General features: G+C 65.6%; 22 protein-coding genes. 11 read left to right on the top strand and 11 right to left on the bottom strand.

The genetic code is table 11. The features are described 5' to 3' along the window. Positions 1–30: 30 nt before the first annotated feature. The gene (locus tag HL666_RS25225; protein ID WP_172113035.1) at positions 31–792 is read right to left on the bottom strand and encodes a Crp/Fnr family transcriptional regulator; all 762 of its coding nucleotides are present in this window, start codon (positions 790–792) and stop codon (positions 31–33) included. A 166-nt stretch (positions 793–958) separates the two neighbouring features. On the opposite strand from HL666_RS25225, the gene HL666_RS25220 reads away from it, so the two are divergent. After that, on the top strand, positions 959–1,333 hold the full coding sequence (locus HL666_RS25220; RefSeq protein ID WP_172113036.1) for a response regulator: 375 nt from the start codon (positions 959–961) through the stop codon (positions 1,331–1,333). A gap of 22 nt (positions 1,334–1,355) precedes the next feature. Here HL666_RS25220 and HL666_RS25215 read toward each other — a convergent pair whose 3' ends face one another. Together HL666_RS25215 and HL666_RS25210 are read right to left on the bottom strand one after the other, a co-directional pair. Continuing rightward, a complete protein-coding gene (locus HL666_RS25215) occupies positions 1,356–2,927 on the bottom strand; it encodes an alkaline phosphatase D family protein (RefSeq protein WP_172184182.1) in 1,572 nt (523 codons plus the stop codon). A 146-nt stretch (positions 2,928–3,073) separates the two neighbouring features. Further along, the gene (locus HL666_RS25210) at positions 3,074–4,420 is read right to left on the bottom strand and encodes a TAXI family TRAP transporter solute-binding subunit (protein ID WP_172113082.1); all 1,347 of its coding nucleotides are present in this window, start codon (positions 4,418–4,420) and stop codon (positions 3,074–3,076) included. A 376-nt stretch (positions 4,421–4,796) separates the two neighbouring features. Here HL666_RS25210 and HL666_RS25205 point away from each other — a divergent pair, with 376 nt between their 5' ends. Continuing rightward, positions 4,797–5,108: a 4a-hydroxytetrahydrobiopterin dehydratase gene (locus tag HL666_RS25205; RefSeq protein ID WP_172184180.1), complete on the top strand. Its 312-nt coding sequence runs from the start codon at positions 4,797–4,799 to the stop codon at positions 5,106–5,108. 19 nt (positions 5,109–5,127) lie between these two features. On the opposite strand, the gene HL666_RS25200 is transcribed toward HL666_RS25205, so the two are convergent. From HL666_RS25200 to HL666_RS25190, 3 genes are read right to left on the bottom strand one after another with little or no spacing between them, the layout of a single operon-like run. Continuing rightward, entirely contained in the window at positions 5,128–7,281 is a 2,154-nt protein-coding gene (locus HL666_RS25200) for a S8/S53 family peptidase (RefSeq protein WP_172133709.1), read from the bottom strand. Continuing rightward, the gene (locus tag HL666_RS25195) at positions 7,278–8,378 is read right to left on the bottom strand and encodes a phosphatase PAP2 family protein (RefSeq protein ID WP_172133710.1); all 1,101 of its coding nucleotides are present in this window, start codon (positions 8,376–8,378) and stop codon (positions 7,278–7,280) included. The genes HL666_RS25200 and HL666_RS25195 overlap by 4 nt, the downstream gene beginning before the upstream one ends. Before the next feature lie 22 nt (positions 8,379–8,400). Beyond that, positions 8,401–9,591, bottom strand: a complete 1,191-nt coding sequence (locus tag HL666_RS25190; RefSeq protein WP_246740003.1) for a hypothetical protein — start codon at positions 9,589–9,591, stop codon at positions 8,401–8,403. Between the two features lie 571 nt (positions 9,592–10,162). Here HL666_RS25190 and HL666_RS25185 point away from each other — a divergent pair. From HL666_RS25185 to HL666_RS25170, 4 genes are all read left to right on the top strand, one after another. Beyond that, positions 10,163–10,423, top strand: a complete 261-nt coding sequence (locus tag HL666_RS25185) for a hypothetical protein (protein WP_172133712.1) — start codon at positions 10,163–10,165, stop codon at positions 10,421–10,423. Between the two features lie 379 nt (positions 10,424–10,802). Beyond that, complete coding sequence (locus HL666_RS25180) at positions 10,803–12,611, top strand: vanadium-dependent haloperoxidase (RefSeq protein ID WP_172184178.1); 1,809 nt, start codon at positions 10,803–10,805, stop codon at positions 12,609–12,611. A 67-nt stretch (positions 12,612–12,678) separates the two neighbouring features. Continuing rightward, the gene (locus HL666_RS25175; RefSeq protein ID WP_172133714.1) at positions 12,679–13,431 is read left to right on the top strand and encodes a hypothetical protein; all 753 of its coding nucleotides are present in this window, start codon (positions 12,679–12,681) and stop codon (positions 13,429–13,431) included. Positions 13,432–13,603: 172 nt separating this feature from the next. Further along, the gene (locus HL666_RS25170; protein WP_172184177.1) at positions 13,604–14,020 is read left to right on the top strand and encodes a YkvA family protein; all 417 of its coding nucleotides are present in this window, start codon (positions 13,604–13,606) and stop codon (positions 14,018–14,020) included. 133 nt (positions 14,021–14,153) lie between these two features. Here the strand turns inward: HL666_RS25170 and HL666_RS25165 are convergent, their stop codons facing one another. The 4 genes from HL666_RS25165 to HL666_RS25150 all read right to left on the bottom strand — a co-directional run bounded on the left by HL666_RS25165 (position 14,154) and on the right by HL666_RS25150 (position 18,234). Then, complete coding sequence (locus tag HL666_RS25165) at positions 14,154–15,329, bottom strand: TAXI family TRAP transporter solute-binding subunit (RefSeq protein WP_172184175.1); 1,176 nt, start codon at positions 15,327–15,329, stop codon at positions 14,154–14,156. Between the two features lie 146 nt (positions 15,330–15,475). Continuing rightward, the gene (locus tag HL666_RS25160) at positions 15,476–16,465 is read right to left on the bottom strand and encodes a hypothetical protein (protein WP_172184173.1); all 990 of its coding nucleotides are present in this window, start codon (positions 16,463–16,465) and stop codon (positions 15,476–15,478) included. A gap of 511 nt (positions 16,466–16,976) precedes the next feature. Then, positions 16,977–17,951 carry an NADPH:quinone oxidoreductase family protein gene (locus HL666_RS25155; RefSeq protein WP_172113048.1) on the bottom strand — a complete coding sequence of 325 codons (975 nt, stop codon included), beginning with the start codon at positions 17,949–17,951 and terminating at the stop codon, positions 16,977–16,979. Positions 17,952–17,961: 10 nt separating this feature from the next. After that, positions 17,962–18,234 carry a hypothetical protein gene (locus tag HL666_RS25150; protein WP_172184172.1) on the bottom strand — a complete coding sequence of 91 codons (273 nt, stop codon included), beginning with the start codon at positions 18,232–18,234 and terminating at the stop codon, positions 17,962–17,964. Between the two features lie 51 nt (positions 18,235–18,285). Here HL666_RS25150 and HL666_RS25145 point away from each other — a divergent pair, with 51 nt between their 5' ends. The 5 genes from HL666_RS25145 (at position 18,286) to argG (ending at position 23,136) form a co-directional block, all read left to right on the top strand. Then, positions 18,286–18,912 carry an invasion associated locus B family protein gene (locus HL666_RS25145; protein WP_172113049.1) on the top strand — a complete coding sequence of 209 codons (627 nt, stop codon included), beginning with the start codon at positions 18,286–18,288 and terminating at the stop codon, positions 18,910–18,912. A gap of 101 nt (positions 18,913–19,013) precedes the next feature. Continuing rightward, complete coding sequence (gene rlmN, locus HL666_RS25140) at positions 19,014–20,225, top strand: dual-specificity RNA methyltransferase RlmN (protein WP_172184170.1); 1,212 nt, start codon at positions 19,014–19,016, stop codon at positions 20,223–20,225. A 175-nt stretch (positions 20,226–20,400) separates the two neighbouring features. Further along, a complete protein-coding gene (locus tag HL666_RS25135) occupies positions 20,401–20,868 on the top strand; it encodes a hypothetical protein (RefSeq protein WP_172113051.1) in 468 nt (155 codons plus the stop codon). Positions 20,869–20,907: 39 nt separating this feature from the next. After that, a complete protein-coding gene (locus HL666_RS25130) occupies positions 20,908–21,687 on the top strand; it encodes a phosphatase PAP2 family protein (RefSeq protein WP_172113052.1) in 780 nt (259 codons plus the stop codon). 102 nt (positions 21,688–21,789) lie between these two features. Continuing rightward, positions 21,790–23,136 carry an argininosuccinate synthase gene (gene argG / locus HL666_RS25125; RefSeq protein WP_172184168.1) on the top strand — a complete coding sequence of 449 codons (1,347 nt, stop codon included), beginning with the start codon at positions 21,790–21,792 and terminating at the stop codon, positions 23,134–23,136. Positions 23,137–23,375: 239 nt separating this feature from the next. Here the strand turns inward: argG and HL666_RS34300 are convergent. Then, positions 23,376–25,021, bottom strand: a 1,646-nt coding sequence (locus HL666_RS34300) for an OmpA family protein (RefSeq protein ID WP_246741621.1), incomplete at its 5' end; no start/stop codon positions are given.

Below are 25,021 nucleotides of genomic sequence, written 5' to 3'. Positions count from 1 at the left end.
CCCGGCGCCGATGGCAATGACGTGTTCGTATCAGCCGGCGGCGGCCTGCTCCGTCGGATAGACGCCGCGCAGGACCTCCTCGAAATGGGTCTTCACCGCCTCGTTGCACAGGCAGGAGCGCTGCTTCAGGGCGTCGAAATCCCGCACCATGAAGGCGCCGCGTCTGGTTTCGAGAACGCCCTCGGCGCGGAAAGTCTGGACGACACGACTGACATAGGAGCGGCCAACGCCCAGCAGGGTCGCGAGCTGCTCATGGGTCAACGGCACCGTCGGCTCGCCGTCGGTACGGTCCATCGCCGCGACGATCCATTTCGCGGTGCGCTGCTCGATCGAGTGGATGGCGTTGCAGGCGGTCGACTGAAACATCTGCGCCAGCATGCAATCGGCATAGCGCGCGAACACGTTGCGCAGCGTCTTCGATTGCAGCTTGGCGGCGGCAAGCCGCGACAGGGGCAGGCGGACGAACGGGCCGCCGAACTTGACGACGATCCGCGTATAGGCCGGAAGAAAACCCTCGCTGACGATGCCGCCGACCGCGCCCTCGCGGCCGACCAGAATGGTCTCGACGTCGCGACCATCCTCGTTGGGAACGAGGTAGGACGTGAGCGCCGGGCCACAGGGAAAATGGACGATCTGCACATCGTCGCCGGGGCGATACAGCAGCTCGTTCGGCATCGCCTGGTCCTCGACCAGATAGGATGCGATCAGAGCGTAATCCGGTGGGCTCAATCGGCGCAGCAGATTGTTATAGGGTCGCTCACGCGCAAGTGTCGTCACAGTCTGGGTCAGCATCGAAATCCCCCGCGCTACGCATGTGCGTGATCCGTGCTTCTTGTGTTCACAAGTGCACAGACACAGGAACTCCGATATGATGGCTTCGGTTCCAGGAACCCGCCAGCGTGCTTGTGATGAGGCGCCGGCTGCGGGAGCCAACCTCACCCTGGAACCCGCAGATCACATGACCCGCTCGCAACCCAGCGTGCCCGAGCTCTATCAGCATGTGCTGGTCGTCGAGGACGACCCGATCATTGCGCTCGGCTTGGAAGACACCATCAATGACCTCGGCGTGGCCGAGGTCAGGATCGCGGCCAACGTTGCCACGGCGCTCGCCATGATCGAGGAGCGCGCGCCGGAGTTCGCGCTGCTGGATGTCGGTCTGGTCCGCGAAAAGAGCTTTGCGATCGCCGAGCGGCTGAGCACGCTCGGCATCCCCTTCGCATTCTCGACCGGCTATGGCGCCGACGGCGTGCCGGCGGCGTTTTCCGACCGGCCGCGCCTCCCGAAGCCCTGCCCGACCGATGGCCTAGAGGCCGTGCTGCGGCGGCGCGATTAGTCGTCGCCGCAGCGAAACACCGTCAGCCCAGTTTCGGATCGAGCGTGGTCGACCACAGCGCGACGTCGGCGCGGTCGCGCAGGGTCACGGTCATCTGGCCGCTCGCGCCGTCGATCTTGACGTGACCGAAGAACTGCATGCCTGCGGATGGCGGCAGGTTCTGCTTGTCGAGGCCGGGGGCCTTGATGAAGCGAACCTCCGGGCCGAACGTGTTGTCGAGCTCGTTCGGACCGAACGTGCCGGCATGCAGCGGCCCCGAGACGAATTCCCAGAACGGCTCGAAGTCCTGGAATTGCGCCTTGTTCGGATCGTAGTAGTGCGCAGCGGCGTAATGGACGTCGGCCGTCAGCCACACCGTGTTCTGGATCGGTGCGGTCTTGATGAAGCGCAGGATCTCGGCAATCTCCAGCTCGCGCCCACGGGCGGGACCATCTCCCTGCGCGATCGCTTCGGAGCCCTTCTTGTTGGCCGCATCGTCATAGACGATGATGCTGAGCGGCATGTCGGAGGCGATCACCTTCCAGGTCGCCCGCGAGCTCAGCAGGGCCTGCTTCAGCCAGCGCAGCTGCTCCGGCCCGATGAAGTAGGACGCCGGACCATACTTGTCCTCGAGATTGGCGCCGTTGGCGCCGCGATAGCTGCGCTCATCCAGCACGAAGACGTCGAGATGCGGACCGTAGTTGATGGTCCGGTAGATCCGGCCGGGCTCGTTGATGCTCTCGCGCATCGGATACATCTCGTGGAAGGCGCGCGCGGCCCGTGCGGCGAGCAGCTGGATGTTGCGCTCCTTGTAGGCGGCCGGCAATTCCTTGGAGGCCGACCAGTTGTTGGTGACCTCGTGGTCGTCCCACTGCACGAAGATCGGCACCTCGGCATTGAAGGCGCGGACATTCTCGTCGAGGAAATTGTACTTGTGAGCGGCGCGGAATTCGTCGAGCGTCTCGGCGACCTTGGCCTTCTCCTCGATCGTGAGGTTCTTCCAGACCTTGTTGTCCGGCAGCTTCACCTCGGGCTTGATGGGGCCGTCGGCGTAGATGGTGTCGCCGGAGTGCAAGAAGAAGTCGGGGCGATGCTTCTTCATCGTGGCGAAGGTGAACATGCCGCCGTCGTCGGGATTGATGCCCCAGCCCTGGCCAGCGACATCGCCGCCCCAGACGAACGACACGTCACGCTTGTTGCCCGGCGCCGTGCGGAAGCGGCCGACGACCGCCTCGCTTTCGACCGCGGTGTGCGAGAGATCGCGGAATTTGACGCGATAGAAGATGTCCTGACCGCTCGGCAGGCCATCGAGCAGCATCTTGGCAGTGAAATCGCTTTCAGGAAGCGCCGCAATGGGCGGCAGGCGGCGCGCGTTCTTGAACGATTCGGTGGTCGCGACCTCGACCATCATCTGCGACGGCCGGTCGGCGCGGGCCCAGACGACGCCGCCATCCATGCCGACGTCGCCGGACTGCACCCCATGCGTGATCTGCGGCCGGTCGGCGGCGCGGCTCAGACCGGGCATCGCGAGCGTCGCGACGCCGACAGCAGCCGTCGACAGGAAGCGGCGGCGGGAGAGCTTGTGGAGCTGCGGGCGTGGAATGTGAATGGTCATGTGATCTCCTCGTCGGATGGCGCGCGGAACCGCACTGCCAGGACGCCGCAGACCTAGAAAAGATTGATGACGTTGAAATTACAAGGCCGCTCGCCCCAGCACATGGGGCCAATGCCGGACGCCGTACGAAGATGACCGAGATCGGCTCAGGTGCCGGCGGCGCGCAATTGCGCGCCCGTGCGTTGCAGGTTGGCGGGCATGCTCATCAGGATCAGTTTGCGATCGGCGACCGCATTGTGGAACTGCTCGAGCGCGATGTTGAAGGCGGTCAGGGCCGCATGCTCGATGGCACCGTCCTCGAAGCAGGTCAGCGTGTTGCGCAGGATCTCGTCGGCTTCCGCCTGGAGCTGGTCGAGCTCCTCGGTCGAGTCGCTCTTACGTGCGATGGTGATCATCTCCAGCAGCCGGTCGCGCAGCGTGGTGTTGATCGTCCGCTCGTCGCGCTTGAGGTAACCGGCGAACCAGGCGCCGGCCGAGCCCATCGCAGACAGCGCCATCAGGCCCCACCAGATGTAGTCGCTGTAGCGATCGAGGAAGGTCTTCTCCTCGCCATCGACGAAGGCCGCAGCACCGGGATGGGCGGGGATTGCGGCATCCTTGTCGGTGTCCGGCGTCTCGATCTTGGCGGCCAGAGGGAATTCCGACAGCAGTTGCTGGCGCACCGAGAACAGCTGGTGGGTGAAGGTGGAGACGGTCGACTCGGCGAGCCCTCTGCGCGCGACGATGTGGTGGCTGAAGCTGATCGTCTTGACCTCATCCTCAGGGCGGTCGGGCGAGCCGCCGAAGGCGCCGGCCGGAATTTCTGCCGCCTCATATTCGGGATGGTTCTGCGCGATGGCTCCGGCCAAATCGATCGCCAGGAATGTCGGCACGCCGCCATCCTTGGTGGCGGCCGCAATCGCATCGGCCGTGATCTTGCTGTTGATCGGGCCGGCGGCGAGATAGACGTCGGCCCGCTGGTTGCGGACGGCCTCGGCCGCCTCGGTGATCGGAAACTGGACGATCTCGACCTTGCCGGCGTCGACGCCGTATTGGTGCAGGATCACCTTCAGCAGATTGGCATTGGCCGGCGTGCGGCCGATGATGCCGACCTTATGGCCAGGGAGCTGCGAGATCTTGGTGATCTTGGCCGCGCCCTTGCGACCCTTTCCCTTGCCTGCGGGTGGCACCCACAGCACGGCCACGTTCTTGCGCAGGGTCGCGACCGCCTGCGCGTTCTTCGGCACCTCAAGGTCGCCGCGCACGATGGCGAGATCGACCTTGCCCGCGGCCAGCGCCTGCGCGCTCTCGCCGGCGCCCTCGGTCGGAACCGGCCGCAGCCGGACGGAGGCATGCGACTGCGAGAACGCCTGGGTCAACGCCTGGACGACCTTGAGATCGTCGCTGTTGGGCGGACCGACGGCGATCTTCAGCACCACCGGACGCATGGCAAAATAATAGGCGCCCGCCAGCGCGCCGACGACCGCGAGGATGCCGGCGATGACGACGAACACGGCAGGGCGCATCTGCGAGCGCTGCGCTGGCGTGGTCTGGGGGTCTGCCAGGTCCAGTCCTCCGGTGATCCGATCGCTTGGGGGCCGCTCTATGCGCAGCTCCGCAGGGCCTCGTCCTTCGCTAGGCCGAAACTGTAGCAAATTTCTTTTCCGTCCGGGGTGACATCTGCGTCATGGTTACCGGAGCCCGAGTGCGCGACGATCCCGGCGGTTGCATGACGGGTCCGCGTCGGTTTTGTCACAAGGCTCTGATCCGGATGCCGTTTCTGCTACTCTGGCGCGCCGGTCCGAGTGACGCGACGCAGGCCGATGCCCGTAGAGGGCCGGATCTGCCGCGCCGCCCCGATGCACCGACGAGATGAACGGGAGGTTCGACATGGTGGAGCGAATGTTAGCCGAGGCGCGCGCGAACGCCCTGCGGGACCTTCCCGGCTGGTCCGAGGTCGATGGCCGCGAGGCCATCACCCGCACCTTCACCTTTCGCGACTTCAACGAAGCCTTCGGCTTCATGACCCGCGTCGCCCTGCTCGCCGAGAAGCGCGACCATCATCCAGAGTGGCGCAACGTCCACCGCACCGTCGAGGTCGTGCTCGCCACCCACGATGCCGGCGGCGTCACCGCGCGCGACATCGAGCTGGCAAAAGCAATGAACGCGATTGCGGCTGCGCACGTCCGGGCCGGTGATTGAAAGCACCGGCGTGGGTGAATCATGATGTGACGATCTGTCGATGCGGCGGCATAGCAACCTTGCCGAGCCGGACGAGCTGGTCATCGTTCTCGGCCAGCCGCGGCCCAGGCAGCAGACTGACATAATTGTCGGCTTCGGCCCGCTCGACCTGCTTGTTGCTGGCCGTCACGAAGACCTCTGCCAGACGCCGCGCGACGAGGGGCGCGGCGACGCTCGTTCCCTGCAGGATCGAGCGCGACCCGCTCCGCACCCCGGCGGCCACGGTACCGGGGAGCGCTGCCGTTCGGTCGGACAGAGAGGAGCAGGATACGCGTCCCAGGTCTTGCGTTCCTGCGCAGCTGTAGCGGGAGGGTACCATCCCCTGCTCCTCGGCAGCCGAGCGGCGACGAAATCCGGCGACCGCCAGTGCGATCTCTGAGGTTGCCAGCCCGTTGAGCGAGCCAAAGCGCCTCACGAGCGCCGTCGGCGTATCACGCTCCATGAGAGCTCCCCGCTCGTCGAATCGAATATTGCCGGGGTCATCGAAATAGCTCTGGCGCGCACCAGACCGGACGCTGATCGGATCCGTATCGCGTTGGATCCAGCAGTGGATCGGCCATTCGAGCCGCGCGGCGCCCGGCTCACGACTGATCGTGATCTGCCACAGTCCGGCCCGCGCCGCCGGGAGTTCGCCAGGGTACGGCTCCGAGGGCGCGGTCACGACGAGCACGCGCCAGCGGCCGTTCCGTTCATCGACGCTCATCTGGCCGACCTGGCAGCGGTGCTGGTCGTAAAGTGCAACGACCCGATTCTCGTCGCCACGCGCGAGGCCGACGCGGAGTCCCCGGAATTGGACGCCCGAAGAATCCGTCACGCTCACGGTGTAGCCGAGTGGCTTGAACTGTTTGGGAAACCAGATTTCGAGATAGTTCGGGGTGCGATCATTGGGCTGCAGTCGCCAGGGAATGACGACACTCCTCCGAACAAACCTCTCGTCCGGCACGCTGACATGCAGACCGTCGAGAAAACTGTTCCCCGTCGGCAATACCACCGCCGTCGGCTTGCCCTGGCTGCGACGGGCGCGAACGAGATCGGTGATCGCGCCCTCGATATCAAACATTCCGTCGTGAGGGCCGCCGAAATAGCCATAGCTGAAATTGATCACGAGGCGGAGCCGGTCCTGCCCGTAACCCTTGGCGATCAGGTCGGCCCGATCAAAAATGTAATGCAGTGCCGACAGAACGTACATGTCCTTGCCGATCCCGGACGTGTCGATCGTGAGCAGGTTTGGCAGCTGCACTCCAATGATCCGAATCTCTTCCGCGGCCCTCTCTTGCCGCTCCGGCGCGTAGCCCGTGGCGAGATCCATCACATGGGCGCCATGCGTCGCATGCCGCGACAGCAGGCTCGCCAGCCCCTCCGTATCGTCCGTGGCACCGGCGTGACGGTAGAGCTCGTCCTCGTCGCCGCCGAACTTCGAGATGCAGGCGTCGATATCGCGGCGGGTGAACTCGCGGCCAAACAGGACACTGGTCTGATCGCAGACCGCCTTGGCCGATTGCAGCCAGCAGAATTCGACGCGGGTCCGGCTGCCGGTCGCATCGCGGAAGTTCCGATGCGCGAACGGCAGGCCATCGTCGATCACGGCCACGACCGTGATCCGCTTCTCTCGTCCGATACGCGCTCGGAGTTCGCCATCGGGACGCCAGGATGGCGCAGTCGGCCTCTCGAGGGTGTCCTTCATCGCCTCGGCGCCGATTGGCAGACCGACCCGAAATCGCCCACAGAACGCCCCGCCGGATCTGAGATGTCGCTTGGCTTTCGCGGGACTCACTCCTTCGCGCAGCCGCCTGTCGAGCGCTTCGGCCCGCTCCGCGATGTTGGCCTTGTATTTCGGTCTGCCGATCACGAACGGGATATGCCGCAACCCGTATTGGTCGTTGCCGCCTTCGTTGCGTTTCCACAAGGTTGGGATCCGGAACCGTTGGGAATGACGAGCCGCCAGCTGATGGATAAAGCTGAATTCAATCGACGGCTCGACCTCCGAGATCGCGGTCAAATAGCGACGCGAGTACATGTCGACGCTTGCAGGCGCGTAGTCCCTGCCAGCGCCGAACAGCCAGGTTTCATACGGGCCGAGACTTTGCGGGATCCGCATGACGAAACGCGCGCGCTTCTTCCCGGCCGGCTTCATCGCGCCAGCTCCTCGCCCGCCCGCTCCCACAACCATTCGAACACCGGGCTCGATCGCACCTTGAAATTGTTGTTCTGCCGCTCGATGCCGAAGGGCGTGCGGTCGGGCTTCTCGAAATCGCTGTTGAAGAAGTCGCTGCTTCCGATCGCATCGTATGCGAACGACCCGACCTGGACTTCCAATCCGCATTTGCCGGCAACGATCTGGCCGACGGCCTTGCCCAGCAGAGCGCCTGCCCAGCTGTCGATCGGGAAATGCATGCCTGCAACGGTTCGCGTTACCGCGATACGTTCAGCCAGTTTGGCGAGCAGCGCCCGGCGCCGCTCGAAATCGGCAAAGTGCTTCTGGTGGGCGGCGGCAAAGTGCCCCATGATCTCAGCGACGGCATAGGCTTCCGCTGCGTGAGCGCTCGGAAAGCTGCCATGTGCGGGCGTGGGGATCATCGGCATCACGGTTGCACCAAGATGCACCGGCCGACGACATGCGAGATGATGCTTGGCGACCATCGCCACGTGAGATGCCAACAACTGCACGACGGCAATCAGCTCCGAGACGTGGCGGTGATTGGTCTGCAGCCCGAGAACCATCGCAAAATACGGCGTCGGGAAGCTCAGCTGCGTCATCACTTCAGATGATCGATCAGGCCGCTGATCGAGATATTGCCGCATGATTCCGAGCTGCTGCTTGAAGGTTTCCATGGCCGGACGCACCAGCTTCAGAAAGCCCGGACTGCCATAGTGCAGCGTGACCGCTTCGGACTGCCTGTCGATGTGCCAGTCGAGATCTTTCAGGAAATCGGTGAGATAGACCGAAGAACGGACCCAATCGGCCCAGAAGCGCATGTTCGCTGCCTCCGAGAACGGCGCCTGCCGTCCCTTCGGATCGGGACGGCCGTGGGTGACGTGCGCGATGGCTTGCTCCGCAATCTGGAGGCCCTGTACGAGAGCCGGATCGTAGACGGGGTCCGCTCCGGCACCGAGGAACGGGCCGAGCCCGCTGAAATTGGCGCTGCCAAAACCGCCGAATCCTCCGAAACCACCAAAACCGCCGAACCCGCCAAATCCTCCGAAGCCACCAAACCCGCCCGCTTGTGACATATGAGCTTCCCTTCAAACGACTTCATGGAATGCCTGCTGCTTGCAATGCCGCGGCAACGCGACGTCCGCTTTCGTGCTCTCCCGCGGGATGGCCGCGCAGATAGCCAGCGACCGTGAAATCGGGATGCCGCCTGATGATCTCCGCGGCGACGATGCGTGCCTCGTCGTCGCGGTCGAGATAATGAAGTGCCGCGATCTTCGTCCGCAGCGTGGAAATATGCCGATCGTGAAGCCGTAACGAATTGTCCGAGAGCGCCAGCGACTCTTCATAGCGGCCGGCTGCGAACAGCGCACTCGCACTGAGCGAGTCGTAGAAGTATCGGAAGGGGTCGATGGGCGAGAGGCGGCGCGCTTTCGTCGCAGCAAACACCGCGGCGTCAGGCTCGTCGGTGAACGCATGAAGCGCGCCGCTGAGCAGCCACGCGATCGACTCGTTGGGATTGAGCCGAAGCGCGGCATCGTAACGGCTCCTCGCCGTGTCGATGCGGCGCAACAGGTTGTTCTGGGCGAAGCCATCGATGCTGAGTGCGAAAGAACTGTCGGGACTGATGTCGAGGGCACGCGCCGTGCAATCGATCGCGCGCTGCGTGTCCTTGGGCGGGTCGGTACTCCAACCGTTGAAGACACACAGCACGTGCCACTTGCCGAACCAGGCATGGGTCTCGGCAGAATGCGGCGCGCGCCGGAGCGCTTCCTCGATCAACTCGCGTGACCGGGCGAACTCGCGCAACGACGGCCGATGCATGAGATCGACGCCGGCAAGCAGAAGCCGATGGTCCTCGATGTTGGCGAGGTGACGACCGCTGACGTGAGTGATCGCATCGTCGGCAATGGCGCGGCCCACCGACGTCACGATCTCCGACACCCCGTCGGCTGACCGGCCGAGGAAATCGTCATGCGAGCCGGAAAAGTGCCGCGTCCAGAGAATGCGGCCCGACTCGGCGTCGAGAAGATCCGCATCGAGCGCAATCTCGCCGCCACTGACGCGCAGCGTCCCGGCAACGCAATAATCGACGGCCAGCTGCGTCCTGACCATCGCCACGTCGACGATAGTCCGATCGAGTGCGCGCGCCGACAGGTGGGATATGACCGAGAGGAGGTTCGAGCGCGACAGCGAGCGGCAGGCTTCCTCAGCCAGCCAGTCGCCGAGGATCGCGTGATCGGGGCTGCCGGCGATGGTTCGGAACGGCAATACCGTCACGGCCGGCAGCATCGGGGCTGGCGGAGGCTGCGCGGACAGACTGTAGAGCGCGTAGAGCTGCTCCGGATTCTGACGCTGAGCGCTCAGCCAGCGGCTGAAGCCGTCTTCGCGGATGGCAAGGCCCTCGAGAACCTCGCCGGCTCCGGGACGGCCGATGAAACGGACCCGCCCGAGATTGAGAGTGACGTCAGAATTGGTGCAGAGAAGAACGTCGTCGAAGGCGTCACCCATGACGTGCCGAATATCCGACAAGGCGCGCCGAAGGCTCTGACGACCCGTGTCGTAGCACGCCGTTCCCCACAACATGGTCTGCAGGAAGCTGCGCGTCCGGCGCCCCAACGGGGCTGTCGCGAGAAGAGCAAACAGAGCCTTGTGCTTGGCGCCGCTGATCTCGAAGCCTGAGCGGCCCGCTGCGCGCACGACGCAGGCTCCGAACAGGCTGATCTCGATCCGCTTGCCGTCCATCTGCATTGCCCCGCCAATGAACTGCTCGCAACTTAACATTGTGGTTTTGCGCTTCCAAGCCGTTTCACGCTTTTTTCACGCGGCTCCAGAGCGCGCGACGCGCTAGCCTGCGATCCCAATGAGTGCGCCGAACAAAAGCCAAGGCCGCGAAGGCGGCCCACGTCGCCGCCGCAGGGATCCGCCGCGCGACCTGATCGATTTCTATCGGCGCTGGTCGGATTTCCGCGACGTAGCCACGGGATTGGCAGGACGGGCCGACATTTCTGCTATTCAGAAATCAACATTGAATTGGCTCATCCTGCTCGCCGATCGCGTCGGAGAGAACGATCTCAGGCCGCTCGATCGGAAACCACCGGCATCGGACGGCACGCCGTCATGACGTACAGCCTGCTACGCGGAGCTGCACCGACGGCGTTGCCGCCGACCGGATTATCTCACGCTTAATTCACTCACGACGCTTTCGGTCGACGTGATTAGTTGAAGACGAGCCGATCGCCGACGCTGTCAGACGGAATGGCGACCACTTCGTCTACGGCACGTCTCGACTTGCTCGGCATCATGACACGAGACGTTTGCCGGCGCTGCTGCGCCTGACCATCGACCATAGGCTCATCGTCGCAATCCTCCCTGAAACTGCCGTCCCTCGACAGGGACGGCACCTTTCATCGGAGACAGCTGCCCGCCGCGGATCGATTCCGAGGCACGTCCCGTGCTGGGTCACGGCGGGAATCGTCAACCGTCTACGAACGGAGAAACAGATGAGTGATCCTGCCCTCTATTGGAACACGACAGCCCTCGAGGCAAACCGTATCGATCACACCGGCGCCATGGCGGCGCGCAACCAGCGCGGCCCGACCTTGAGCTCGCGCGCTCTTGCGATGGTTCATGTCGCGATGCACGACGCCTATTTCGGCCTGGTGCCCCGCGGGGCACCGTTGAATCCGGAAAACTGCGATCCGATCCTCCCCTCCAACCAGATCATCCTGCCGAGCCCGGCTTCCCGCGACGACGTCATAGCGGCGATTTCGCAAGCCGCCTTCGTCGTGCTCAACGAGCTCTATCCGTCGCAACGCGATCGATTCGACGTCGCGCTGTCCGGCGCGCTCGCCGCCATCAGCAGCAACGTCGAGGCGGCCGCCGAATTCGGCATCCGCGTCGGACGCAACGTCATCGCCGACCGCTTCAAAGACGGCTCCGAGGTCTCGAAGGCGGCGATGTTCTCGTGGAAGCGCGGGCACCATCGTCCGGACCCGTTCAACGAGGAGCAGGGCCTGCTCGGTCAATGCTACGGCGAGACGCGGCACTTCGTGATGGCGGCGCATCAACCGCTTTCGCCCCCGCCCGGCCATGACGGCGCCGCGCTCGACGAGCAGGACCCGCTGTACCTCCGGCACTACAAGGAAGTGATGAGCAAGGGCCACCGCAACGGCTCCGCGCGGACCGCCGACGAGAGCGCGATCGGGACGTTCTGGGCCTATGACGGTGCAGCCCAGATCGGTACGCCGCCGCGGCTCTACAACCAGATCGTGACCGCCATTCTTGCCGACATCAACAAGGAGCAGACCGCGGATGCCGCGCTGGTCAACAATCTTCGGCTGCTCATGCTCGTCAACGTCGCGATGGCCGAGGCGGCGATAGATGCGTGGCACTACAAATACGTCTACGACCTGTGGCGTCCGGTGATCGGCATCCGTGAGAGGGGCGATGGCCTCGGCCCCGATGCCGGGCCGGTCGTATCGATCGACGCCGACGCCGATCCGTTCTGGGAGCCGGTCGGCGCGCCGAGCACCAACACTCAGAAGCGCAACTTCACGCCGCACTTCCCGGCCTATCCGTCGGGGCATGCGACCTTCGGCGGCGCCGTGTTCGAGATGGTGCGGCTGTTCCTGAAGGTACCGTGCCACCAGGCCGACACGATCGGCTTCAGCTTCGTGTCCGACGAGTTGAACGGACTGAGCCACGATGCCGACGGAACGCGGCGAACGCGACACGCCCGGCGTTACAAGCGTCTCATCGACGCGATGTACGAGAACGCGGTCAGCCGCGTCTATCTCGGCGTCCATTGGCGGTTCGACGGCACGACGGCGACGGACGCGGACGGCTTGCTGACGCAGTCGGACGCGGTCGGCGGCGTCCCGCTGGGTCGGACGATCGCTCAGGGCGTCTACGGGATCCTGGCCGGCAGCACCGCGCCCGATCTCGACGCGTTCTCGGTGCAAATGAGCAATCATCTGAGCTTCTCCAATCCAGCCACGCCCACCATTCCGAGCCAGGACAAGGGTTTCGAGACGCTCACGGTCAGGCTGAATGGCGACGTGCTGACGATCGCGGACCAGGGCCCGGCGCCGCACACGATCTACGCCAGGAAGATCGGACGGCGAGGCTACAGCACCGAGTTCAAGATCCTCGCCGAGCTTCCGGAAGGTGTGAAGGACGCGACCTTCTTCAAGGCCCAGGGCCGCGCGGTCGTATCCCGCATCGGAGGCCGCCTGCGACTCTACGCTGCCGGCACCGACAGCAATTCCGGCAAGCCGAACGGCTGGGTGTTCGAGGCATCGGAGCAATGAGCTTGTCCCAGGCCGGCTCGTCGGCCGGCCTGGGACGACGAGGCAATCGAACGAGGGGAGACTCATCATGTCTGCAACGATCGTCGTTTTGATCTTTCTCGTCGCGGCCAATCTGGTGCGCGGCGACACCGGAGGCATCGCGAGCCTGGTCGGGCTTGGACGTCCAGTCACCTGGCTGCTGACGCTGCTCATGTTGATCGTGGTGTTCGTCATCATTGGCGTGGCGCAGAAGCGGCGCTGGGACGGCGTCCTGATCGACGAACGCAACAAGGTCAGCCTGTCGCGCGTCCAGATCGTGCTCTGGACCGTCCTCCTGGTCAGCGCACTGTTCACGGCGGGGCTTTCGAATGTCAGCATCGGCGTGGCCAACCCGCTCGAGATCCAGATTCCTGCCAGCGTGTGGGCGCTGCTCGGGATCGGCAGCTTCAGCTTCGTCGCATCGTCGTCGATCCTCGGCGAGAAGCAGAAGGGGGCGGATCCGAGTCGGCTGCAGACGATCAGCGCCAACCTCCAGAAGTCCGACACGCTCACGGCCCCGCCGGATTCGCGCGGCCAGGTCGTGACGAAGGCGACGCCTGGGGACGCCCGCTGGCTCGATATCATCCGGGGGGATACCAACGATGCCGACTATGTCGACATCAGCAAGGTCCAGCAGCTCACCTTCACGGCCTTGCTGCTGATCGTTTATGGCAGCTCGATCTTCAATGTGCTCAAGACCATGACGCCGGTCTCGACGTTTCCGCCGGTCGACGGCGGCTTCGTCTCGCTGCTTGGCCTGAGCCACGCGGCCTATCTGGCCTACAAGGCCGTGCCGAAATGACATGCCGGCGAGCGCAGCGCCTGCCGGGTTGCGCTCGCCGTCAATGTGACCTGCCTGTCCCATTTGCGGCGGCACCGCTGCCGGATCATCTTGCAGCACCGCACCGGGTCCCCACATGACGGGTAGGGCCCGCGCCAATGGCGTGTCGCGGAGACCTCGGGAGATTGCGCAAATGGCGCCGGATACGACCGATTACAGCGTTGGCTTCGAGCCGGCCGACCGGCTGGCGCGGGATCGCGACAGCGTTCGCCGGCGGTTCTGGATCAAGTTCAAGCAGGTCGTGGCCAGGATCCCGTTCGCCGCGGATCTGCTCGCCGCCTATTACTGCGCCTTCGACAAGGAGACGCCGCGACATGTGCAGGTCGCGCTGCTCGGCGCGCTCGCTTATTTCATCCTGCCGTTCGACTTTCTGCCCGATGTCATGCCGGTGCTCGGCTTCACCGACGATGCCGCAGTGCTCGCCACGGCCATCCGCATGGTGGCCTCGCACATCACGCCCGACCATCGCGCGGCAGCCCGTGCGGCGCTCGCGCGGCTCGAGGCGGACGAGGACGTCGATCTGGAACAGGAAGGCGCGGCGAGCGGCTGAACTGACCGGCGCCGATTGCGTCATCCCCTCCGTAGGCATCAGACGGTGCGCGGACGACAAAAAAAGCCCTGCGCGAGCAGGGCTTTTCTCTTCCGTCGATATCGACCGCGAACGGACGCCAGGCGGCAGCGGCTCAGCGCTGGGGCCGCGCCTGCGCGCGGGCGTTGCCGGTCTTCTCGGCTTCCCACGCCTGGTACTGCTTGAACAGCGCTTCCCGGTCGGCTTCGCTGGGCAGCGCCCTGCCGGTGCTGCTCTGCTTCAGGAAGTCATCGAAGCGATCGCGCTGCGCGCCTTCCATCGCGTGGCTCTCCAGCCATTTGCTGGCGGAGGGCAGGCGCTGCCAGCCGGCGAGCGGCGCCGAGAGCGAGACCTCTTTCCACTTCGGATGGAAGGGCGGGTTCTGGAACGCCGGGAACTTGGTGAAGAACGCGTCGACGAAGGTCGCCAGCTTGCGGTAGCGGTCGGTGTTGGGCGCCCAGTTATAGGCGGCGAGCACGGCCGGGACCGCAATCGTATCGACCTTCTCGCCTTCGGCGATCAGGTTCGGGTAGTCCTTCGCCGTCAGCGTCGCCGGCAGATAATCGGTCTGCAGCGGCCGGTCGTAGTCGACATTGACGAGATGGAAGCGGCCGTCATTCACGAAGGTGCTGACCGACTTGTAGGGCTTGCCGCCGACGACGATGACCGCGTCGAGCTCGCCCCGCTTCAGCTTCTCCATGGCGATGCGCTGCTCGATATAGGCGAAGTTGGCGCGCAGGCCGAGCCGCTCGAACACGGTCAGAGCCGTGACGAAGGTGCCACCATTCGGCAGGTCGACGCTGACGCGGCGGCCTTCGAGGTCGCGGAGATTGCGCACCGCGCGCGGCGCGATGACCTGCATTTCCTCATTGTAGAGCTTGGTGACGTAGGTGAACTGGCGCTTGATGTCCTTGGCGAAGCCCTTGCGCTCCAGATAGTCCAACGTATCGGCGCGGACGACGCCGAGATCGACGCCCTGCAGGAACAGGATGTCGGCGACGCTCTGCACCGAGCCGCGTCCGACGATCGGCAGGACCCGCAGGTTGTTGCCGTCATCGAGCAGCGAAGCCAGGTCGGCGCCGAACTGCACATAGGTGCCGCCGATCGTGCCTGTGATCAGCGTCACCGTATTGGCGTTGAGCGCCTGCTTGGTCTGAACCGACCCGAACTGGAAGATCGCCTTCAGGCTGTCGCTGACCTTGGCGGGATCGAACTCGCCCTCCTCGGCGTGAGCGGAAAAGCCGCACGCTATCATCATTGCGGCCATCGCCGCTCCAATAAGACGTCGCATGTGTCCCCTCGATCAAAGCTGGTACATGATTGCGGGCCGGAACGCGTGCAGCGCCGGGACTCGCCCGGACTTGCCCATGAACGACGCGATGATCATGCGTGAAACGAAAAAATGAAACGCGGCGGCAGCGCTGCCGTCACGTGGCTTCAATTCTGCAGCTGATCGAGCCGGCGCTGGGCTTCGGACGAGCCGAGCTGGGCGGCACGCCGGTACCAATTCCGCGCCGCGGCGGGATCAGCATTGATGTTGCGGATGTCCTTGGTCCCGAGAACGTGAGGATCGTAGGTCTGCGCCAGCATCAGCGCGGCGGCTGGTTCCTGGGCCTCGGCCGCACGCTCGAGCAACAGGCGGGCCGACGGAATATCGCCGGCGGCGAGCAGCCCCTTGGCCCGCTTCATGATGCCCGACAGCTCATCCGGCTCCAACCGCCGAGCCTGGGGCGGCGGCGGCGCGGCCGTCACCGCGCCGAGACCCGGCGCCACGATCGCAGCTCCGGCACCGGGTGAGGTGATGGACGAAGGCGCCATGGCCGGAGGCACGGCGGCGGCGCTGGGCGCGGCTGGCGCGGGCGGCGTCGGAACCCGGTTCTGCAGGGCGGTCTGATAGGCGTTGGCGATGTCATCGCGGGTCGGCGCAACCGCGGCCATCTGCGCCGGCGCCGCTGCCGCGGCCGGAGGCTCGGGCGCCAGCCGCGCCGGCTCGTTGAGCTGCATGTCGCGGGCGGTCAGCTCCGTGCCGCTCGCCTGGGGCGGCGCGGTCGGATCCGGCGCGGAGCCGACGATCGATGCCTTGGCACTGGCGATCAGGTCGCGCGTTGCGTCGGAGGTGACCAGTGCAAACAGCACGGCGACGCCCGCGGCGGCGACCACGGCGAGAAGGATGCGCGAGGAGATCGAGGTACGACGCGCCCGCGTCGGCCATTGATCTTCGAACTCGGTGCTCTCGATCTGGTTGCCGCCGTCATACTCGGAGAGGAACATCGGCATCGATTCGTCGGCCGGATAGTGATCCTGAACGGACCGGCCGAACCGATAATTCGGCGGGCGCTCCTGAGGAGGTTCGTCTGGGAACGGCCTGAAATCAGGACTGGTTGAAGATCTGTCGTTGAACCGCCCGCGCGTCATCCGCTCAGCCATGGCCTTCTTCCCCATCTCAACTTCACGCAACATACTTTTGGTCCCAAGCCCGTCAGAAGCTCGAGACACGTCACGATTGCTAGAGGCACCCCACTGCCGACAACTAATTGACTAATTGAATCCGACTAAAAGTGGACGAGACCCGGCATGATTCTGGAAATATTTTGATCTGATTGTGACGACGCACATGCGACGTCGCACGGCAGCAAATCGAGAAATGGCGAGATAACAAGGGATAAGATGGTGAATTAACCCTGCCACAATCGGTGCAGGTTGCGTTAACCAAGAAACGCTCGTTTTCGGATTTTCGGCTTCAGGTTGCAGATTCGGGAGAACGGACGGGCGGCCTTCGCACAATTGCCGGGCTGTGCGGCGCCTCAATCGGCCGCGATCATCCCGGCAGGCACGCGGAGCATCCCGCCTGACCGCGGGCCCGCATTCGGTTCGATCCCTTGCACGAGTTCTCAAACCGGACGACGGCGTCCCGCGGCCCCGTATTCAATCCCGCCGCTCAGGGATGCAGGATCACCTTGCCCATGGCCTGGCGGCCGGCAAGCACCTTGAGCGCGTCGGCGGTCTGCGCCAGCGGGAAGGTGCGGTCGACATGGGACGACAGCTTGCCCTCCGCGGTCCACTGCACCAGCTTCTCGAGATTGGCGCGGTTCTTGGCCGGATTGAGCCGGGTCCAGGCGCCCCAGAACACGCCGCGGATATCGCAGCCCTTCAGCAGCGCCAGATTGAGCGGCATTTTCGGGATGTCGCCGGCGGCAAAGCCGATCACCAGGAAGCGGCCTTCCCAGGCGATCGAGCGCAGCGCCTGTTCCGCATAGGCTCCGCCCACCGGATCGAAGATGATGTCGGCGCCCTTGCCGTCGGTCAGCCGGCGCAGGCCTTCCTTCAGATCCTCCTTGGCGTAGTTCAAGGTCAGCGTCGCGCCATGCTGCCTGGCGAATTCGAGCTTCTCGTCGGACGACGCGCAGGCAATGACCTTGAGGCCCATCAGCTTGCCGAGCTCGCAGGCGGCAAGTCCCGTTCCGCCGGCAGCACCGAGCACCGCCAGCGTCTCGCCCGGCTTCGGGCTGGCGCGGTCCTCGAGCGCATGCAGCGCCGTGCCGTAGATAATGATGATGCCTGCCGCGCGGTCGAAGTCCAGATTGTCGGGAATCCTGACGATGGACGCGGCCGGCAGCGCGATCTTCTGCCTTGCCCCGTTGTGCCCGCAGGAAGCGACCACGCGATCACCGACCTTGAGGTCCGTGACGCCGTCGCCGACGCTCTCGATGACGCCTGCGACCTCGGCGCCAGGCGAGAACGGGAACGGCGGCTTGATCTGGTACTTGCCCTGGATCATCAGGATGTCGAAGAAGTTCAGCGCCGCAGCCTTGATCGCAATCACCGCCTCGCCTGGACCGGCCACCGGATCAGGAACGTCGGCAAGCACGAGATCGTCGGGCTGGCAGAATTGCGAGCAGAGAATGGCTTTCATGGGCGCTCCTTCAGCTGTTGTCCGGATCGTGTCCGGCTTTTGGAACGTCATGCCGGATTTGCGATCGCGCGACAATCGGCAAGGCGAGCAGCCGCTTCGTCCGCCGACCAAATACCGTCTCTCGGAACGACATGGCCCTCAAGACGATGCACTCCCGGCCGCGGTCGCGCTCGATGTCGACAACATGCTCGAAGCTGCGCCGGGCCGCCCGATCGATCCGGCTTTGCAAGCAACGCCCGAAGCCGCTATCCCTCGCCACAGGCCGTCTGCGAATCCGGGCCATTTTCCAGTCACAATGTTGGTGGAACGAGATCGCGGGGGACTTAGCTTAATCATGTTGTTTTTGCGATTGTCGATAGCGCTGGCGGCCAGCGCGCTCGTGCTCGGAGTTCCAGGCCTGGCTGCAGCCCAGACGGCTGCACCGAAGGCACAGCCCAAGGCCGCGCCCGCCCCGCAGCCGAAGGCCGCACCCAAGGCCGACACCAAGCCGGCGGTGCCCAGCATCGGCGGCGCGGAACCGACGCTGATCGGGCAGTTCGGGGGCTGGGGCGCCTATACGGCGATGCCGGCCGGCAAGAAGGTGTGCTTCGCACTGGCCAAGCCCTCCTCCTCCAAGACCAATCCGGCCAATCGCCCGCGTGATCCGGCCTATGCCTTCGTCTCGACCCGGCCGTCCGAGAAGGTGTTCAACGAGGTGTCGATCATGATCGGCTATGCGTTGAAGCCGGGCTCCGACGCCTCGCTCGATGTCGGCGGCGCCTCCTATGCGATGTACACTCAGGGCGACGGGCTCTGGATCAAGAATGCCGCCGAGGAGGAGCGCATGGTCGAAGCCATGCGCAAGGGCTCCGAGGCCGTGGTGAAGGGCGTCTCCGCCAAGGGCACCGAGACCACCGACGTCTTTTCGCTGAAGGGCCTCGCTCAGGCGCTCGACCGCATCGCCCAGGACTGCCGCCGCTGATACCGCCGGTCGTACGGGTCGCATTTGCCGGCCGGATCGTTATATAACCCCGCTGAACGCCTTCGGCCGCAGCGGCCGGGCAGCATTTTGGGCCCATCGACATGGCAACGACTGCCGGGCTGCGCGACGCCGCCGCGCCCCTCGAGAAGATTCCGCTCGAAACCTACGTGCCGCCGGCCAAGCCGTCGCTGATCGGATTGTCGCGCGCGGAGCTGGCCGCGAGACTCGGTGAGCTCGGGGTGCCGGAACGGCAGCAGAAGATGCGCGTGCAGCAGCTGTGGCACTGGATCTATTTCCGCGGCGCCCAATCGTTCGACGAGATGAGTTCGGTCTCCAAGGACACGCGCACCGCGTTGGCCGCGCGCTTCACGGTCGACCGCCCCGAGGTGGTGGCTGAGCAGATTTCCAACGACGGCACCCGCAAATGGCTGCTGCGGCTGCCGAGCGGCGACGACCTGCAGAAGGCGCACGAGGTCGAATGCGTCTACATTCCCGAGACCGACCGCGGCACCTTGTGCGTCTCCTCCCAGGTCGGCTGCACCCTCAACTGCGCGTTCTGCCATACCGGCACGCAGCGGCTGGTGCGCAATCTGACGGCCGGCGAGATCGTCGGCCAGATCATGGTGGCGCGCGACCGGCTCAACGACTGGGCCGACCGCGAGACGCCGCTCGGCAACCGCCTCGTCACCAACATCGTGATGATGGGCATGGGCGAGCCACTCTACAATTTCGACGCAGTGCGCGATGCGCTGCTGATCGTTTCCGACAATGAAGGCATCGGCATCTCCCGCCGCCGCATCACGCTGTCGACCTCCGGTGTGGTGCCGAACATCAAGCGAGCCGGCGAGGAGATCGGCGTGATGCTGGCAATCTCGCTGCATGCCGTTCGCGACGAGCTGCGCAACGAGCTGGTGCCGCTCAACCGTAAATATCCGATCGCCGAGCTCTTGCAGGCCTGCCGCGACTATCCCGGCGCGTCGAATGCGCGCCGCATCACCTTCGAATATGTGATGTTGAAGGGCGTCAACGATTCGCTTGATGATGCCCGGCTGCTGGTCAAGCTGCTCAAGGGCATTCCGGCCAAGATCAACCTGATCCCGTTCAATCCGTGGCCGGGCTCGGCCTATGAATGCTCGGACTGGGAGCAGATCGAGAAGTTCTCCGAATACGTCTTCAACGCCGGTTACTCCTCGCCGGTGCGCACGCCGCGCGGCCGCGACATCCTCGCCGCCTGCGGCCAGCTGAAGTCGGAGACCGAGAAGCTGTCGGCGAGGGAGCGCCAAGCGCTGCGCGCGATGGCGATGACGGATTGAAAATTGTCCGCGCCTGCATCTCCCAGCACCATCGTCATGCCCGGGCTTGACCCGGGCATCCATCTCCCTCCGCAAAACTCGTCGGAGATGGATGGCCGGGTCAAGCCCGGCCATGACGAGTGGAGGAAGCGAGTCCTCGATTGACTCACGCGATGACCAACATGGGTTCGACGCCATGGCGCTGATCGGCCGGCTCATCGTGATCGCGTTCGCGTTCCTGCTCGCGAGCTTCGTCGCGGGGCTTGTCGTCGTCACCGCGATCCTGATTCCGGAATTCTCCGACATCGGCATCGGCCCGATCGACCAGAGCGCGCTCCAGGTCGTCATCGGCTTCGGCTTCATCTTCGTGTCCGGCTTCGCGCTGATCCCGGCGCTGCTGATCGCCCTCATCACCGAGGCGTTCTCCATCCGCAGCGTGCTCGCTTACGCCATCGGCGGCGGCCTGGTCGGTGTCGCCTGCTATCTCGGCCTGATCCCGTTCGATCCCGAGACGTTCCAGTTCGACGGCATCGTCCGCCGCCAGCTCGAAATCCTGACCGGCGCGGGCATCCTCGGCGGCCTCGTCTACTGGCTGATCGCCGGCCGCAATGCCGGCCGCTGGCGCGAATCGCCGCCGCCCCTACCGTCGGGTTCGCCGCGCTGAGCCTTTCCATCGCCACCCGCTTTCGCTAAACCGCGCGTCATGAACCGCAACGGCCTCTTCATCGCATTGTCGCTCGCGCTCGTCATCGGCGTGTTGTTCGGCGTCTATCCCGAGCTCGACCTCAAGCTCGCCGCGCTGTTCTACGATCCGCACACGCGCAGCTTTCCCGTGAAGCTCGACGGCACCGCGTCGTTCGCCCGCGATGCGGCGATGTGGATTGCCTGGGGCATTGCCCTGCCTTCCATCGTCGCGCTGGTCGTGAAGCTGATCCGTCCCGACCGGCCGCTGCTGGTGAAGGGCCGCACCGTTGCCTTCCTGCTGCTGACCCTGTCGCTATCGGCCGGCGTGCTCACCAACTTCACCTTCAAATCCTATTGGGGCCGGCCGCGCCCGGTGGTCGTGACCGAGTTCGGCGGCGACATGCAGTTCGTGCCATATTGGGATCCGCGCGGCGGCTGCGGCCGCAACTGCTCGTTCTTCTCCGGCGAAGGCGCCACCGCATTCTGGACGCTGGCGCCGGCCGCGCTCACCCCGCCTGCCATCCGGCCGGTCGCCTACGGCGCCGCCGTGCTGTTCGGCCTCGCCACCTCGGTGCTGCGGATGGCGTTCGGCGGCCACTTCTTCACCGACATTGCCGCCGCCGGGCTCGTCACCTTCCTCGTGATCTGGTTGCTGCATGGCTATATCTACCGCTGGCCGTCCACGCGCCTGACCGATGCCGGCGTCGATGCCGCGCTGACTCGTTTTGCCATGCCGGGCTTCCGCCTGATGCGCCGCCTGTTCGGCCGCCGCCAGCCGGACACCAGCCCCGCGGCCTGAGCGCGGCTCCTGCGACATTAATCGCGTGCCCCGCGGGTCGAAATCTGCTATCCGCGCCCGAATTTCTGAACGGCGCAGCCCTCAACACCGGTTGGACTCCCCATGACCACGATCCTCAAAGGCCTTCCCAAGGGCGAGAAAGTCGGCATCGCCTTTTCCGGCGGCCTCGACACCAGCGCGGCGCTGCTCTGGATGAAGCAGAAGGGCGCGCGCTGCTTCGCCTACACCGCCAATCTCGGCCAGCCCGACGAGTCCGACTATGACGAGATTCCGCGCAAGGCGATGAGCTTCGGCGCCGAGAAGGCGCGCCTGGTCGACTGCCGCACCCAGCTGGTGCACGAGGGCATCGCCGCGATCCAGTCCGGCGCCTTCCACATCTCGACCGGCGGCGCGACCTACTTCAACACCACGCCACTCGGCCGCGCCGTGACCGGCACCATGCTGGTCGCCGCGATGAAGGAGGACGGCGTCAACATCTGGGGCGACGGCTCGACCTACAAGGGCAACGACATCGAGCGATTCTATCGCTATGGCCTGCTCACCAATCCCAACCTCAAGATCTACAAGCCCTGGCTCGACCAGCAGTTCATCGACGAGCTCGGTGGCCGCGCCGAGATGTCGGCATTCCTGACCGCCAACGGCTACGACTACAAGATGAGCGCCGAGAAGGCGTATTCGACCGACAGCAACCTGCTCGGCGCCACCCATGAGGCCAAGGATCTCGAGAACCTCAACAGCGGCATCCGCATCGTCAACCCGATCATGGGCGTGCCGTTCTGGCGCGAGGACTGCGTCGTCAAGCGCGAGACCGTCGTGGTGCGCTTCGAGGAGGGCCAGCCCGTCGCGCTCAACGGCCAGACGTTCACCGATCCCGTCGCGCTGTTCCTGGAGGCCAATACGGTCGGCGGCCGCCATGGCCTCGGGATGTGCGACCAGATCGAGAACCGCATCATCGAGGCGAAGAGCCGCGGCATCTACGAAGCGCCGGGCATGGCGCTGCTGCACATCGCCTATGAGCGGCTGCTGACCGGCATCCACAACGAGGATACGATCGAGCAGTACCGCATCAGCGGCATGCGTCTTGGCCGCCTGCTCTATCAAGGCCGCTGGTTCGACTCGCAGGCTTTGATGCTGCGCGAAACCGCCCAGCGCTGGGTCGCACGCGCCATCACCGGCGAAGTGACCCTGGAGCTGCGCCGCGGCAACGACTATTCGATCCTCAACACCGAGAGCCCGAACCTGACCTATCAGCCGGAGCGGCTGAGCATGGAGAAGGTCGAGGACGCCGCCTTCACGCCGGCCGACCGCATCGGCCAGCTGACCATGCGCAACCTCGACATCACCGACACCCGCACCAAGCTGAAGCTCTATTCGGACACCGGCCTGCTGTCCGGCGCGGACGGCGCGCAGATCTTCCAGCTCGGCCACGACAAGGGCGACAAGAGCTGAGCTGATTGCCTCGGAGCGAGACTCGCACAACAACTACCGACGTCGTCCCGGCGAACGCCGGGACCCATAATTACCGCTTGGAATGGTGAAAGCTGGCTGTAGCTCCAGCCATCGCAAAACTTGACTCGGTGGCTATGGGTCCCGGCTCGAGGCCGGGACGACACCGAGTTAGACGCGACGGGTTGCCACTAAGAAAAAATGGCCGGGATCGCTCCCGGCCATTTTCTTTCTCCATCGCCTCAGCGCGGCGGCGCGGTGCCCGGGGGCGGCGGCGGTAGCGCGGCCTGGCCGCCGTTCAGCAGCGGCGTGATGCGGCGGACCGTGACGCGGCGGTTGATGCGGCTCGGGCCCTGCGTCTGCTCCTTGAGGTACTGCTCGCCATAGCCCTGCGAGGTCAGGTTCTCGGCGGGCACGCCGAACTGCTGCGTCATCAGCGTGGCCACCGATTCGGCACGGCGGTCCGACAGCGAGAGATTGTCGGTCTCGTTGCCGACCGCGTCGGTGTGGCCCTCGATCAGGAAAACCTCGCGCGGATTGCGCTGGATCGCCTGGTTGAGGCCGTCGGCGATGACCTGCAGCTTCGCCACCTGGTCAGGGCTGATCTCCCACGACCCCGTCTCGAAGGTGATCGTGTTGAGATCGATCGACGGCATCAGCTGACGCACCGAGGGCGAGTAGCGGACTTCGTCGAGCGAGTAGCGCCGCTGCACGCGCTCCACCGGAGGCGCGATCAGCGTGTCGTAGATGACGTCCGGCGGCGCCTCCTCGGCGTCGACGATGTAGCGGTTGTAGGGGATGCGGATCTCCGGCGGCGGCAGATCGACATAGAAGCCGCCGACCGCCTGCGGATCGCGGTAGGTGTTGTCGATGATGATGATCTCGCGGCCGCCGATGTCACGGCGGATACGGCGCAAGAGCCGGCCGTCCGGAGCGGTGATCGTGACGATCTGGCTGCCGTCGGGACGGATCACGACGGTGCGCGTCTCGCCCCGCTCCTGCTGGACGCGGATGTCACGCGCGCCGTAGCGGAAGCGCTCGAGCTCGTCGTGACGCACGAAGGTCTGACCGCTCGGATCGCGCACGATGACGCGGCCGGGCTCGTAGATCAGCGTACGACCGCCCTCCTGAACCTCGCGGCGCTGGCCACGGAAGTCCTCGAGCCGCTGCGGTCCCTGCATGGGCGCGCCGGGCGCGATGGGCGTCAGCTGCTGCTGCGTCGGGGGTGGCGGTGCCGGAATCGGCGCAGCCACTTGCGGTGGCGGGCGATTCGACATCGCCGGCGGTCCGGCCGGAGGTACGGCGCCGGGCCCGGCCTGCGGCGCGCCGGGGCCCGCACCGGGTCCAGCTCCCGGTCCACCGGGACCAGCCCCACCAGGTCCTGCCACTGGCGGGGGTGCGCCGGGACCGCCCGGAGGCGTGCCGGGACGTCCGCCCGGTGGCGGATTGCCGGCGACCGGAGGCGTGCCCGGCGCAGGGGTCTGGGCTGCCGGAGGCGTTGCCGGGGATGGTGACGGTGGCGTTCCCGGTGCAGGCGCCACCGTTCCAGCCGGCGGCGTCGGCGCGCCACGCGGCGGTGGGCCTCCCGGCTGGGCGCCCGGAGGCGGCCCGCCAGCACCCGGCCGGCCCGGACGCTGCTCGGCTCCGGGAGGCGGAGGAGTCTGGCCCGGGGACGGCTGCGGCGAGGGTGCGGCGCCCGGAGGTGGCGAATGCGGCGGCGTGGTCGCGGCTGGAGGGGGCGGCGGAGGCGATCCCGGCCGCGGACCCGGAACCGCGTTGGGGGCAGGCGGCGGCGCCGGAGTTGCGGCGGGCGGCGCCGGTGGGGTCGGCCGCGCGGGAGCAGGCGGCGTGACCGGCGCGGCGGCAGGCGGTGGTGGCGTCGGGCGCG

Origin of the sequence: Bradyrhizobium aeschynomenes (assembly GCF_013178945.1) — a bacterium.
GTDB classification, from domain to species: domain Bacteria; phylum Pseudomonadota; class Alphaproteobacteria; order Rhizobiales; family Xanthobacteraceae; genus Bradyrhizobium; species Bradyrhizobium aeschynomenes.
Note: the sequence above shows the minus strand (reverse complement) of the source record. Positions and strands in the feature narration are given on the sequence as shown.

What these genes read in the sequence shown, in the direction of transcription:
- HL666_RS25215 (WP_172184182.1), bottom strand. Translation starts at nt 2,927, where the DNA reads ATGACCATTCACATTCCACGCCCGCAGCTCCACAAGCTCTCCCGCCGC.
- argG (WP_172184168.1), top strand. Translation starts at nt 21,790, where the DNA reads ATGACCACGATCCTCAAAGGCCTTCCCAAGGGCGAGAAAGTCGGCATC.
- HL666_RS25190 (WP_246740003.1), bottom strand. Translation starts at nt 9,591, where the DNA reads ATGCTGCCGGCCGTGACGGTATTGCCGTTCCGAACCATCGCCGGCAGC.
- HL666_RS25150 (WP_172184172.1), bottom strand. Translation starts at nt 18,234, where the DNA reads ATGGCCCGGATTCGCAGACGGCCTGTGGCGAGGGATAGCGGCTTCGGG.
- HL666_RS25160 (WP_172184173.1), bottom strand. Translation starts at nt 16,465, where the DNA reads ATGGCTGAGCGGATGACGCGCGGGCGGTTCAACGACAGATCTTCAACC.
- HL666_RS25195 (WP_172133710.1), bottom strand. Translation starts at nt 8,378, where the DNA reads ATGTCACAAGCGGGCGGGTTTGGTGGCTTCGGAGGATTTGGCGGGTTC.
- HL666_RS25130 (WP_172113052.1), top strand. Translation starts at nt 20,908, where the DNA reads ATGAACCGCAACGGCCTCTTCATCGCATTGTCGCTCGCGCTCGTCATC.
- HL666_RS25205 (WP_172184180.1), top strand. Translation starts at nt 4,797, where the DNA reads ATGGTGGAGCGAATGTTAGCCGAGGCGCGCGCGAACGCCCTGCGGGAC.
- HL666_RS25170 (WP_172184177.1), top strand. Translation starts at nt 13,604, where the DNA reads ATGGCGCCGGATACGACCGATTACAGCGTTGGCTTCGAGCCGGCCGAC.
- HL666_RS25165 (WP_172184175.1), bottom strand. Translation starts at nt 15,329, where the DNA reads ATGCGACGTCTTATTGGAGCGGCGATGGCCGCAATGATGATAGCGTGC.
- rlmN (WP_172184170.1), top strand. Translation starts at nt 19,014, where the DNA reads ATGGCAACGACTGCCGGGCTGCGCGACGCCGCCGCGCCCCTCGAGAAG.
- HL666_RS25175 (WP_172133714.1), top strand. Translation starts at nt 12,679, where the DNA reads ATGTCTGCAACGATCGTCGTTTTGATCTTTCTCGTCGCGGCCAATCTG.
- HL666_RS25135 (WP_172113051.1), top strand. Translation starts at nt 20,401, where the DNA reads ATGGCGCTGATCGGCCGGCTCATCGTGATCGCGTTCGCGTTCCTGCTC.
- HL666_RS25185 (WP_172133712.1), top strand. Translation starts at nt 10,163, where the DNA reads ATGAGTGCGCCGAACAAAAGCCAAGGCCGCGAAGGCGGCCCACGTCGC.
- HL666_RS25225 (WP_172113035.1), bottom strand. Translation starts at nt 792, where the DNA reads ATGCTGACCCAGACTGTGACGACACTTGCGCGTGAGCGACCCTATAAC.
- HL666_RS25180 (WP_172184178.1), top strand. Translation starts at nt 10,803, where the DNA reads ATGAGTGATCCTGCCCTCTATTGGAACACGACAGCCCTCGAGGCAAAC.
- HL666_RS25200 (WP_172133709.1), bottom strand. Translation starts at nt 7,281, where the DNA reads ATGAAGCCGGCCGGGAAGAAGCGCGCGCGTTTCGTCATGCGGATCCCG.
- HL666_RS25155 (WP_172113048.1), bottom strand. Translation starts at nt 17,951, where the DNA reads ATGAAAGCCATTCTCTGCTCGCAATTCTGCCAGCCCGACGATCTCGTG.
- HL666_RS25145 (WP_172113049.1), top strand. Translation starts at nt 18,286, where the DNA reads ATGTTGTTTTTGCGATTGTCGATAGCGCTGGCGGCCAGCGCGCTCGTG.
- HL666_RS25220 (WP_172113036.1), top strand. Translation starts at nt 959, where the DNA reads ATGACCCGCTCGCAACCCAGCGTGCCCGAGCTCTATCAGCATGTGCTG.